The sequence below is a fragment of the Dermabacter sp. HFH0086 genome (assembly GCF_000413375.1).
In the GTDB taxonomy this organism is placed as follows: domain Bacteria; phylum Actinomycetota; class Actinomycetes; order Actinomycetales; family Dermabacteraceae; genus Dermabacter; species Dermabacter hominis.
Genome location: NZ_KE340308.1, coordinates 783,502 through 795,546, shown reverse-complemented (window position 1 = coordinate 795,546; position 12,045 = coordinate 783,502). Strand labels below are relative to the sequence as shown.

At 62.5% G+C, this 12,045-nt stretch carries 9 protein-coding genes; 4 read left to right on the top strand and 5 right to left on the bottom strand.

Annotated features, from left to right (window positions below):
• Nucleotides 1-515: 515 nt before the first annotated feature.
• The 5 genes from HMPREF1484_RS03470 to HMPREF1484_RS10840 are packed head-to-tail and all read right to left on the bottom strand — an operon-like array spanning nt 516 to nt 8,134.
• Entirely contained in the window at nt 516-1,745 is a 1,230-nt protein-coding gene (locus HMPREF1484_RS03470) for a DUF6177 family protein (protein ID WP_016663642.1), read from the bottom strand.
• An 11-nt stretch (nt 1,746-1,756) separates the two neighbouring features.
• Nucleotides 1,757-5,782 (bottom strand): type VII secretion protein EccC, encoded by a 4,026-nt coding sequence (locus HMPREF1484_RS03465; RefSeq protein WP_016663641.1) that lies wholly within the window; start codon nt 5,780-5,782, stop codon nt 1,757-1,759.
• Entirely contained in the window at nt 5,779-6,528 is a 750-nt protein-coding gene (locus HMPREF1484_RS03460) for a hypothetical protein (protein WP_016663640.1), read from the bottom strand. The genes HMPREF1484_RS03465 and HMPREF1484_RS03460 overlap by 4 nt, the downstream gene beginning before the upstream one ends.
• Nucleotides 6,525-7,826 (bottom strand): hypothetical protein, encoded by a 1,302-nt coding sequence (locus HMPREF1484_RS03455; RefSeq protein WP_016663639.1) that lies wholly within the window; start codon nt 7,824-7,826, stop codon nt 6,525-6,527. Before HMPREF1484_RS03455 ends, HMPREF1484_RS03460 begins: the two co-directional genes overlap by 4 nt.
• A complete protein-coding gene (locus HMPREF1484_RS10840; protein ID WP_016663638.1) occupies nt 7,823-8,134 on the bottom strand; it encodes a hypothetical protein in 312 nt (103 codons plus the stop codon). Before HMPREF1484_RS10840 ends, HMPREF1484_RS03455 begins: the two co-directional genes overlap by 4 nt.
• Nucleotides 8,135-8,338: 204 nt before the next feature.
• On the opposite strand from HMPREF1484_RS10840, the gene HMPREF1484_RS03440 reads away from it, so the two are divergent.
• The 4 genes from HMPREF1484_RS03440 to HMPREF1484_RS11665 all read left to right on the top strand — a co-directional run bounded on the left by HMPREF1484_RS03440 (nt 8,339) and on the right by HMPREF1484_RS11665 (nt 11,759).
• Nucleotides 8,339-8,701: a hypothetical protein gene (locus HMPREF1484_RS03440; RefSeq protein ID WP_016663637.1), complete on the top strand. Its 363-nt coding sequence runs from the start codon at nt 8,339-8,341 to the stop codon at nt 8,699-8,701.
• A 44-nt stretch (nt 8,702-8,745) separates the two neighbouring features.
• Complete coding sequence (locus HMPREF1484_RS03435; RefSeq protein ID WP_016663629.1) at nt 8,746-9,054, top strand: pore-forming ESAT-6 family protein; 309 nt, start codon at nt 8,746-8,748, stop codon at nt 9,052-9,054.
• Between the two features lie 307 nt (nt 9,055-9,361).
• Nucleotides 9,362-9,865: a hypothetical protein gene (locus HMPREF1484_RS11500; protein WP_016663636.1), complete on the top strand. Its 504-nt coding sequence runs from the start codon at nt 9,362-9,364 to the stop codon at nt 9,863-9,865.
• Nucleotides 9,866-9,881: 16 nt separating this feature from the next.
• Nucleotides 9,882-11,759, top strand: a complete 1,878-nt coding sequence (locus tag HMPREF1484_RS11665; protein WP_016663635.1) for a hypothetical protein — start codon at nt 9,882-9,884, stop codon at nt 11,757-11,759.
• The last annotated feature ends 286 nt before the right edge of the window (nt 11,760-12,045 follow it).

Here is a 12,045-nt window from a genome sequence, read left to right as displayed (position 1 = left end):
CGCCCACAACGGTATCCCGGGGGTGAGACATTTAAACCGGCAACCGTCGGACCCGCCCTCAACCGCACGCTCGACGGCGACCCGAGGAGCCCAACCCAAGCGCTGCCCCACCCGTGTGCCGTCCCCGGTGGCCAGCACGCCGCGGTGCGAGCCTCATAGCCCCGGCTCTGCGCAGCCAAAACACGGCAGTCGCCGTAAAAGTGGCGGAGCACACATGCCCTAATTTCCCAAAACGATGTCTCTGAATAGCGCTTGACCAGCGACTGTTATATATTCGTGATGTTCGTGTCGCGGGTCTCCCCGTGACGGAACCGCGTTCCTCATCTTCACAAACGAGGGCTCAGGCCCGCGCCGCCAAGCGGCGTTCACATCGCCACCCGCCACTAACACCATCGCGCGGGTGGGGCGGTGCCGCGGTGAGGGGATTTCCGCGGTACGAGAAGCGCCCGGCGGAGGGGGTCCGACGGGCGCTTCTCTACATCTCCGGCCCCTTTCATCCGGGTGCCGGTCCTGTCTTATTCGGGCGCAGCCTCATCGGAAGCCAAGGAGCCGTCGGGCCCCTCCCCCGCATTCTTCCCACCCGGGTTGCCACCGAGGTAGCCGAGGTAGCCGAAGCCGCCCTCCCACGGGTCCAGGTCGTCTTTCAAAGCGTGCTCTGCCGACTCGTGCACGAGTCGCGTCGTGGCCTCCATGCCCTCGGCAATCACGAAGCCGAGCGGCATATATTCCTTGAACTGATCCCAGAGCGCGCGCGCATCGGCACTGCTCAGCTTCGACTCCCCCGCGGGAAGCTCCAAGAAAATATCCTCGAGAACGCCCTGGGTCGCCGGAATGAGATCCAAAGTTCCGCGCGTGCCCGGCCCACTCAGGCACCACGTGATCAGCTCTGGTGACACTTCCGCGGACGTGCCCACAACGAGCTCACGATCCCACGGCACGCGCGAGATTTCAGTCCGCCCCACCCTCACGTGAGGAAGTCCGACGGTTGCCGCAAGAAGTCGCTCACTCGCTTCACCCACCGCCTCCGTGTCGTCAAGGGGGTGAAGCACCTGAAGGCGAATGCGCAAGCCGTCCGGCGTGAAGTACGGAACCTTCCGCCCTTCCGCCAGCTCCAGAACGCCATCGCTCGTCCAGTTGTACCCCAGTCCCGTGATGCCTTCGACCGGGCCATCAGCCGTTTCGCGGATCCACAGCACCTGGAAGGTGTCGAAGATGCGCCGCATGTACGGGCTGATGCGCGTAGATTCCGGCGTGCGAATAATGAGCGAGTGAGGCTCGGCCTGCGCGCTCGCGATAAGGGCCGAAATCCACGGGCTGAACTCGATGACCTCCACCGGCATGTCGATCACGCGCGGCACGAGAGGCGTGGCGTCCTCGTAGTATTCACCACGGCTAATCTGCTCCCGCGGGGTTCGGTTTGCCCAGCCCGCATCGTCCACAAGATCGAGGTCGATGCTCACGTCGCTCGCGCTCGCCGAGAACGCACGCGCGCAGGCTTTCGCAAACGCGATCGTCTCGGCGCGCGGCCCGACGATCTCGGCCGCACAGTAGGGAGCGCCGATGAAGACAACATCAACGAACCAGATGGGCGGAGTATTGGACGTGCCGTCAGTGATCGCAACAGCACCACTGTCGGTCGACCACATCTCGTGATCCGGCGAGAACACGGCGCTCACGACATCGGCGAGGCGCTCGGCCTCCCACTCGCGCGGGCTGTGAAGCCGCACAATGGCCTGCTGGTTCATGCCTTCACCTCTCAGTTGTTTGCGTGTGGACTGCCGAAGCCACGCGAGTGCGTCACTTCCTCATCGCCACCCTCGTACACGATCTGAACAGTTTCGCCAGGCTGCCCCATGCGGAACATGCGAGCCCGGCCCGTCGGGAGGGAGCGGGCGCGCTCGCCACCGAGGAGTAGACCCTCGGTACGGTCGCCCGAGAACATGAAGCCCGTCGCGCCACTTTCACGCACCGTGTTGAACACCGGCTCATACAGGCCGCGCGATGCACCTGCGACACGGCGAGCAATGATCGCGGAGAGGTTGATCTCCGGCCCCATCGCGAGGAACGGTTGAAGAGCTTGAAGTGGGCTCATGTTGCCGGCCGTGAGCACGTCATAGTCATCGATAAGCAAAACGATGCGCGGCTGCGATTCACCCTCGGCCTCGGCCGCTTCGGGTGAGCCGGGAACGCGCTTCTTAAGCTCGGGAATAATGGCGGCCACGAGCTGCTCAGCCAGGGTCGCGGAAGCCGCATACCCGCCGAGATAGGGCTCGGGGATCGCATCCGCGAGGTTTCTGCGGGGATCGAAGACGGCAAAGACCAGCTCCTCCTCGCTCCACCGCTTCATCATCTCGCGCGCGATGTACTTGAGCATGCTGGTGCGGCCCATCTTGTTGGAGCCGAGGAGCACCATGTTCCAGTCGGTGCCTTCCACGTCGAGCTGCGCCGTGCCGAGGTCGCCCTCGTAAAGGCCGATCGGGATGAGATTCTTCGATTCGCTCTGCTCGAGCAGGTCGGGCGTGACAACCGTCGGAAGCAGACGCACCTTGGGCGCGCGGTCCGTGGTCGATGCCGAAACCGCTTCGACGAGGTTGGTGAGGCCCTCGACGGTCGTTTCGCGGTCTGCCTTAGAGTCGATGCGCGGGAGCGCGATCTGCCCGAACAGGCTCTTCGAGGTCAAGCACTGACCCGGGCGGTCAGCGGCAATCGTCGCCGAGAGCTTACGCGCAACGCTCGACTCACCCGGGTCGGTGAGGCGCAGTTCGAGGCGGTTACCGAAGTAGGTCTGCATCGTCAGTCGCGCGTCGTTGAGGCGCGAACCGGTCGCGACCACGTGAACACCGAGGCCAGCACCGCGGCGGACGATGTCCTTGATGTTCTCCTCGAGGTCGTTGAACTCCTCGTTGAACTGGCCGAACCCGTCAACGAGCAGCACGATCTCGCTCATGAGCTTCGGATCAACGTCGAGGCCCGCCGCACGCCGTACCGATTCGAGGTCGGGAAGCTGGCTTTGGTGGAGCAAAAGCTCGCGGGCCTGCATGGCGGCCTGAACCTCTTCGACCGTGCGGCGCACGGCCTCGCGCTGCTGGCGAGTCGCGATGCCCGCGACGTTCGGAAGCTTCTCGATTGCCATGAGGCCAGAGCCGAGAAGGTCAATGCCGTATACGATCGCCTCCGCGGAAGGATGCGTGAGCGCGAGCGACGCCGCGATCGTGTGGAGTGCCGTCGTTTTGCCTGAGCGAGGCGCACCCACGATAAAGACGTGACCGCCTGGGCCAGCAAGATCGAGGTTGAGCTTGCCCTGCCACTGACGCGCCGGATCGTCAATCATGCCAATCGGCACCGAGAGGAGCTTGTCCTTCGGCAGGCGCAAACCGCGCCTCGTAGCCATGGGCTTGCCGGCAGCCTGGTCGAGCGTAATGACCTTGTCGATCGGGTCGAGCCAAATGGGGCGCGTGACGCGAGGCTGCTTCTCGAGCTGGGCAACGACGGTCGAAAGAATCGTGTCGCCCTCTTCATCCTCATCATCGGCGCCGCCCGGGGTAGCTTTCTTATCGGGCTCCGAATCGGTATCGAGGACCGCAAACTCATCGATAAGGGAGACGTGCGGGAGGTCCGCAACCTCCATCTCATCCTCTTGCGCCGGCAAGAGGCCCGACACGTAGCCCGAACGGAACTTCGTGTAGGTCGTCGTGTCGACCTTGAGATAGCCGTAACCGGGCAACGGTGGAAGTGAGAACGCATCAACCGTGTCGATCACGGTGCGCGACTCGGCCGCCGACAGGGTACGAAGACCGATGCGGTACGACAGGTAGGTTTCGAGGCCGCGAAGCTTGCCGCCCTCGATGCGCTGGCTCGACAGAAGCAAGTGCACACCGATCGAACGACCGATACGGCCAATCGACAGGAACAGATCGATGAAGTCCGGGCGGGCGGTCAGAAGCTCGCCGAACTCGTCAATGATCACGAGCAGATGCGGAAGCGGCTCCATGTGTTCGCCACCGTCGGCCGCCTGACGACGCCGGTACGTCGTAATATCCGAGAGGCTTCCAGCGTCCTTCAGGAGTTGCTGGCGGCGCTTGACTTCGCCCTCGAGGCTCGCGTACACCCTCTCCACGAGGTTCGCGTCGTCGCCAAGGTTCGTGATGACGCCCGCAACGTGCGGGAGATTCTCGAACGGCGCGAAGGCGGCACCGCCCTTGTAGTCGATGAGCACCATGTTGACGTCCGCCGGCGAGTGCCCCGTGACGAGGCCGAGCACCAAGGTGCGCAGGAGCTCAGACTTACCGGAACCGGTCGCACCGATCGCGAGGCCGTGAGGCCCCATGCCGTACTGTGCCGACTCCTTGAGGTCGAGCATGACCGGAGCGCCCTGGTCGTCGGTACCGATCTGTACGCGCAGAAAGCTCGAGCGGGGGCGCGGGGCCCACGCTTCCTCAAGGTTGATGTTCGTGAGTTCGCCAACGCCAAGAAGGTCCGAGGCGCGCAATGCTTGCTGCGTTTCGTCGTGTTCAAGCGAGTCGGGTGCGAGGCGAACGCCGGAGAGATAGCGCGCGAGCGCCCTCGCCTCTTCGTGCGTGAATTCGTCGAGCTTCACCGTAAGGCGCTCCGGCTCTTGATCTCGCGACGTGTAGCGCTCGATGATCGCCTCATCGGACTTGACCGACGAGGGGCTGATGCGAAGCGTGATGTCGTCGGGTTCGTGCTCGCGACTCGCGAGCAGGTGCAGCATCGTAAGGCCGACGTCCGACGGGCGCACCTCGCGGTCGCCGATGGGAAGATCGAGCGCATCTTCTCCGTGATGGTCCGAGACGATCCACATGCGCGCCATGGTGCTCGAGATGTTGCCACCACCGAGATTGCGTCGAAGCTGCGCGGCCTCCGTGAGGCGTCGGTGAAGCTCGGGGCGCAGCACTTCTCCGAGCTGTCGCTCATCCTTCGCGATGCGGCGAATGGGACCGTGCTGAGTCGCACGAGACTGGTCAGCCATGTGCGGAAGCCACGTCATCCACGACCAAAATTCGCGCGCTTCGCCCTCGGGGTAGGTGAGAGCCATTTGGATGTCCTCGGGCGAGGATAGCGCTGCCGCATGACTCGTGAGCAGTACGGCAATGCGACGGCAGAACGGCTGATCGCCCACGATACTCACGTTGCCCACGGAATCGAACGGGATGGTCACGGGCGCATCGGGCATCGTCGAAAAACGAGCTTCGACGCGATCCAGCTCGCTCGACATGAACTCATCGTCGAGGCTCATCGCGTTATCTTCGCCGACGCGTTCGAATTCGACCGCCGGCGCGAAGCCCGTACCGAGCCGCAAGCGCATGAAGTCCTGGTCGTCGCGGCGGCGCTCCCACAGCCTGGAGGTGGAGCGCGCGAGTGACAGAAGAGCCCCGGGGTGGGGTTCAGCTGCGCGCGCAAGCTCGGCCCGATGCTGCTCGGCTTCAAAGAGCTCGCTCGATTGACGGTCGAGGTAGGTCAGGTACCGGTCGCGGAGGGATTGCCGACGCCTGATTGTGCGACCACGGTTGCTCATAAACATGATGACGAACGCGATGACCGTCACGATCATCATGAGGGCACCGATTGCGGCGAGGGCGGAGCCCCTGAACAGCATCATGAGGGTCATACTCGTCGCGGCACCGAGCATGGGGATCAGCATGAGGAAGTTCGCCGTGCCATCGTTCTCGGGCAGCGCCGGCGGCAGCTCGATCTCGTGGCGTGTGATCCCCGGGGCCGAAGGCGAGGTTCGGGCGGGACGGTGGACGATTCGTGTACTCACCGACTGACCGCCAACTGCATCATGAGCGCACCCAGCTCCTCTATTGCGACGCGGGAGGGTTCCGAAATGTTGGCGATACGAACGTGGGAGTCGCCCGCGAGATGCTGATCCTGCGGGATGACCACGAGGTCGCCGAGCTGAATGCCGCCGCGGGGCTTTCCAAGGCCGCTTTCCGGGGTCTCGCGAAGCAAACGAATAGTAGCGCCGTGCTTGTCACCGAGAGCCTCACGAATGTTCTCGACCTTCTCGATGCCCTGCACGGTACGGCGGCCCACGATGACAATCACGTGCGGCATGAGCATCGAAAGCTCGTCGTCATTCACGTGTGAGTCGCAGTCAACGAGAAGCACCTGCTGCGATCGCGAGATCTCGCCGATCGATTCACGCGCCTGCAGGAGAGGGGTCTGCTGAAGACGAAGACCTCGCTGGTGGTAGTTCTCACCGAGGAACCACGCAAGGTCGCTCGTCGAGCGCAGTCCGGCGACGGTCACCGAACCGCCGCGCGCCTGCGCGAGGTAGCCTGCGCTCGCGACGAGGAGCGAGGTCGCGCCTGCGCCGCCGTGGGCACCGAGAAAAGCGATGCGGCGCCCGGTCGTGATGGGCAGTTGCTCATCGCGTTGGGCCTGTGCAATGCGAGTCGGGGTTTCGTCGTTGCCGATCCATCCGGTCACCCGGCGCAGCGCGCGACGCGCCCCACCTTCGCCCTTGCGTTTACTGATCTTGAGTGCGCGGTCTTTTTGGTTCACTGGAAAGTCCTCAACAATTCGCTATACACACCGAAAATACCGACGAGCGCAGGCACGGTCACGAGCGTGCAAATGCGTTCAATCACGCCGGAGATGCGACGTCCAAGGGCCGAGTTCACGGAGCTACGGAAGGCGAAACGCGGGACCGTGTACACAGCGATCGCCACAACGATGACGCCCACGCCGAGCCAAAGTGAGAGGTCGGGGTTCGACGCGACAATCGCCTGGGCGCAACACACACCAGTCACGATTGCGGCGCCCCACAGAACGGCCCGGTGGAGCGCGAACGGGAAGTGACGAGTGCGGAACACCATGGCAATGGCGACGGCTGCCACGGTGATCGCCGCGAAAATGTTCTCCGCAACGAGGGCCGACGCAAGACCGAGGGAGATTGCCAAGATCACCGCGAGAACGATAACCGACATGGAGAGAGCCTCATACGCCTCTGAAATGGCGACATCGACCCGCTTGACTTTCACGTCATCGCCCTCGGCGAGGGCATCCTGGACCTTGTAGAGGCCCGCCCCCTGCATCGCGAAGCGCGGCACTAGGCCGAGCGCCGCGAGGGCGATCACGGCAACGATCGCACCGGCCTGCTCCACCGTTGCACCGAGCGTTGTGGACAGGGTGAAGATACCGATGCTAGCGGCAAGGGTGGCGAGGGCGGTGCCGAGCGCCAGGAAGCGTCGGCGGAGAACCCCAAACACTGCAAGGTTTGCCGCGAACGCGCTAAGCCACCAGATCGCACTCTCCTTGCTCCCGAATTCGAAGTTGATCCCTCCGAGGAAAGTGAGCAGGAGCGAGCCCGCGTACAGCGGCCACGCAAGGGTGTGGACCTTCAGCGCCGCGGTGACGATGGTGAGCGCGTACATTCCCGCGACGGGCCACCACGGGCGGGAAAACGCACCGGGGATGAACCACAGGGAAAGAAGGAGAAGGACAGTGGAAAGAATCCCAAGCACCCACGGGCGGCTGGTGTCGTTCCATAAACCCCGGACGTCGATGGCCGTGAGGCGATCGACGACGTCGTGAACGACCGGCTCCAAGGGAGCATCGGCAAGCGGCAGAACCTGCACAACCTGGCCGTCGAGAAGCTCTTGCTCACCAACGGGCACCGTGTGGTCAAGTCGCGCGCCGAGGACCGTGAAAAGGCCGAGGCTTGAAACTTTCGTGGTTTCGCCTACGAGCTCAATGAACTCGGGGATCACATCGGCGGGCGTGAGCGAGCCGGGGACGATCACGTCCGCAGCGCGCTCACTACCGCGAATGGTGAGGCGAACAAAAGGGCTTTGGGTCATTGCTTGTCCTCATCAGCAGTGTTCGGCGTGGAAGCCGGCGTAGTGGGAGGTGTGGCGGGAGTGGTGATCGACGTGCCGTGCATGGGCTGTCGTTTAAAGGTCGTGTCGGTCGCGAGGAGATGCATAACGAATGACACGGCTACGCATACAGCACACGCAAGAACGGCGAAGAAAATACTGGCGAGCATCGTGCCGAGGCCGTCCGTCCACGTCCGACGCAGCCTCTCCGATCGGTGCAAAAGCGCCTGGGCAAGCCGTTTCCGGCGCACCTTAACGGCGTCGAGAAGCTGGTCATCATAGGTGTACACGCAGTCCAAACCCCCTGCTGAGCGCGTCAGCGGTCAATATGCGAGAGCCATTGTGCACACAATCCCTGAGATAGGCCACTTGGGTGAACATTAAGGGAACATAACGGAACCTTTTGGTGGATTGGCGTGACACCGTCAGGGCGTTGTGGTTTTGTGTAACGGTCAGATAACGGGACGTGTGTCCCGGACAGCACAAGGGGAAGCGTGGGAACCGCACGCGCTCTGACGCCGTGGTTCACACACTCCCACCACTACTTTCATTCCACCCTCACCACCAACACCGCGGGTTCCAACGACGATTTGGGCACCCTCGTCCAGCAGCTCGTCGCTTCGGTTGAGCCGCTTGAGGGCAAGTTCAACGGTGCCGGCCGCGCCGCCTTCGACCAGTTCAAGGGCCGCACCGACGAAATCAGCGCCGACCTCAACTCCTCGCTCGGCCGCATCGTCGAGGGCCAGTCCGGCATGGACACTGCCTTCCAGACCGGCGACCAGGAGTCGATGGACAACGCCACCTCCGCGCAGGGCTCGGCCAACTTCGACGGCGCACGCTTCTCCGGCCAGCGCTGACCCTCACCCGTCACCACACATACTTTTTCTAGAGAGGAACTCTCATGCCCACCACCGACCGTATTTCGTTTGACACCGGCGTTTCCCAGTCCGTCCAGGGCGACATCGCAGGCATCATCGGCCGCCTCGAAGGCCTCATCGCCCAGCGCGACCAGCAGGTCGCTACCGCCATGGCCGACTTCCAGGCCGACGGCGTCTCCGAAGAATACCGCCACGTTGAACAGCGCTGGAACCGCGCCTCCAACGAAGTCAAGAGCATCATCAACCTCGTCAAGACCACCATGGGCAAAAACGACGAAACCGCCACCAGCGCCCAACAACGCGCCGCCAGCGCCGTCGCCAACATCGGCTAACACCACACACCACCAACGCCCTGCCGCCCCAGCGGCGGCAGGGCGTTATTCACGATATAAGCCCGAACAGTGGACGTGTGCCGAAACAGCAAAAGCCGTGGCGCCCCGTTTCGGAGCTCACCGGATAGCAAATAGAACCAACAGCCTCAGAGACTCTTCGCAACGACACCTCGAGTGCGAGCATCTCCGCTTAGACCCTCTGTGGATCGCCGGAGAAAACCTCAACTGAACCGCGGTGCGAGATCCATGCATCACCACTGCGCGGCTATGTAACCACGATCCTCGACCAGGGGGGAATCAATTATCCATGCATTTTAGACTTACGCCGAACGAATACTTTTTTCGAGCCCGCGATGCTCGGAACACCCTCGATAACCTCACTGGCGTCAACGCTCTTGTGGACGAAGCAATTGATTTTACCAGCCAAGCACTCGAACACAGCATTCTCAGTCGGGGAGCATCAAGTTCATGCCTGGAACTATACGTCCGAAGTGAAGTGGACTACGGCCGTGGGCGCGCCAACCAAAATATCGAATACGCTTCCGAGGGAATGCGCTATTACATGAGCGCCGATTCTGAAATGGCTGACAACAGTAACAGCAGCGCAGCCGCCGCCGAAGGCAAAGGTCGCATGACAAATCTGGACAGGTACAACGAAGCCAATGGCGGTGGTCCCGGAGTATGCACACCAGAAAACCCGATGGGCCAAGCCAACTACGCGAGCAGCCCCGAAGAGATGTTAGCTAATTCATTTGCAAAAGCACGGGAAGCCGAGCAGCGCCCTTACGGCCCGTACCCCATCGAGAAGTAAACCCCTGGAGTAAATCATGGTTTCAAAGTCTGATCTCCCCGAGCTGGATGACCCCGGCACCGTAAGCCAACTAGGCGCAAAATTCGTGGCGATTGGCATGCTCAATAAGTCCATCATCGATGAAGCCAAGTACGGCTGGACGGATATTGCCACCTCCTATCAGGCACCCGAAAGCGGCAAGGTACAACGGGTATTCCACACCCCATCGGAGGCTGCCGACGAGCTCGAACGACGCACCAAAAAAGTTGGGGACGCTCTCGACTCGTATTCCAACACGCTCAGCGACCTTCACACAGAAAAGGCGCAGATCGAATCGGACATCGATGCGGCCAACGCGAAATACGCAGAAGCTATGGCGATGCCTGAAAAGGTCGAAGAGCCGGACCCGGATAATCCGGGCGAGACGATCGAAAAGGATAACGAAGAACGAGAGCAAGCCCTCGCTGAAGCCAATCAAATGATTTCAGCGGCGGAGGGTGCGGTTCGGGCCTTCAAGTTTAAAGTGCAGCAAGAAGACCGAAGTCTCGCAGACTCCATCACAGGGGAAACTATCAATCCACATACTGGTGAAGCAGCGTGGAGCAACTTCGCCGGAGGCAGCTTCTTCAAAGGCGTCTTTGACGCCATTATTGGTATGCCAAAAATTATCGTCGGCACGGTTCGCATCAACGTTTCTGACGTTTGGAATCATCGCCACGATTTGAAGAATTTCTTTTTTGGCCCAGACGGCGCTCGTCACAGGCAGTTTTGGCTCCAAATGGGCACCCTTCTAGCCCCTCCTGGAATGGGAGCAGCTCTTGGAACTGTCGGAACCGCGCCCGAAATTGTGAAAGGAGCGCAAGACGGTTCCCTAAAGCGAGGAGCATTCACTGCGGGCAAGTGGGTATACGAAAATCTGCAGGACGCCGCCATGGGCCCAGCGTCCCCCTCCGTCTATATCCACGGCGAGGCGTGGCTTAGAAAATGGGGCACCGAAACGGCGCACGATCCGGCCTACACCATCGGAGGCCTCGCCCCCACCGTGGTTACCGGCGGCCTCAGCGTAGAGCTGAAAGCCGGCCAAGTCGTCGTCAAGAACCTTACGAAGCCAGGCGAAAAAGCCGTAAAGAAGGGGCTGAAAGACGCTGCTAAGAAGGCGTACGAGGACCCGGCGCGCGAAGCGTTCAATAACGGTATCTACGACTCCCTGAAAGAAGCCTACGGTTCCCAGGGCGAGCAAGGTGCGGCTCCTTCCGCACCTGCACCGGCTCCGGCGCCCGCCGAACAGCCGGCTCCAGCGCCTGCGCCAGCACCCGCAGCTCCAGCGCCTGCGCCAGCACCGGCACCCGTTGCGCCGGCACCTGTGGCACCCGCACCGGCCCCGGCACCTGTCGACCAGCCAGCGCCCGCTCCGGCCCCGGCACCCGCTGCACCCGCACCGGCCCCCGTGGCCCCCGCACCAGCACCGGCACCCGTTGCACCCGCGCCGGCACCCGTCGACAAGCCAGCACCCGCGCCGGCACCCGTCGACAAGCCAGCACCCGCGCCGGCACCCGTCGACAAGCCAGCACCCGCACCGGCACCGGCACCCGCTGCACCCGCACCGGCACCGGCACCCGCTGCGCCTGCACCAGCTCCGGCTCCTGTCAACCAGCCCGCGCCGGCACCCGCCCCGGCTCCGCGTCCAGTGGACCCTGTCGCCGATGCCCTCGAAACGCTTGGCAATGCATCGCACCACGACTTCTTCGAGTTCCGAAACGATCTCATCGATCAAATTTCGGCGATCGACGGAATCGACGGCGATGCGGTGCGCGCCTTTGCTGATGACCCCGAGGGCTTTGCACAGGGGCAAGCGAACCAGGCGTACGAGGACTTCCTGTCCGCGAACCCTGAGGTGAAGCAACTCGTTCCGTAACCCCGAGTAGCCAACTCAAAAAGGCGCTGGCCCCGCGAGATCAGGGAGCGACATTGCGTCGCACCACCGTTCCGCGGGGCCTTCGCATGCGCACACAACATCAATGCTGACGTCGCCCGACGCACCTAAGTGAACATCGCGGAAACTTCTTGCAAAATGGTTTCTCTTCGGGTGGTGCACGACACGTCGGCTCTGTACTTTATAACGGTCAGATAACGGGACGTGTGTCCCGGACAGCACAAGGGGAAGCGTGGGAACCGCACGCGCTCTGACGCCGTGGTTCACA

Excerpts from the sequence above, each read along its gene's own strand:
- HMPREF1484_RS03470 (WP_016663642.1), bottom strand. The coding sequence starts at position 1,745 with ATGAACCAGCAGGCCATTGTGCGGCTTCACAGCCCGCGCGAGTGGGAG.
- HMPREF1484_RS03455 (WP_016663639.1), bottom strand. The coding sequence starts at position 7,826 with ATGACCCAAAGCCCTTTTGTTCGCCTCACCATTCGCGGTAGTGAGCGC.
- HMPREF1484_RS03435 (WP_016663629.1), top strand. The coding sequence starts at position 8,746 with ATGCCCACCACCGACCGTATTTCGTTTGACACCGGCGTTTCCCAGTCC.
- HMPREF1484_RS11500 (WP_016663636.1), top strand. The coding sequence starts at position 9,362 with ATGCATTTTAGACTTACGCCGAACGAATACTTTTTTCGAGCCCGCGAT.
- HMPREF1484_RS11665 (WP_016663635.1), top strand. The coding sequence starts at position 9,882 with ATGGTTTCAAAGTCTGATCTCCCCGAGCTGGATGACCCCGGCACCGTA.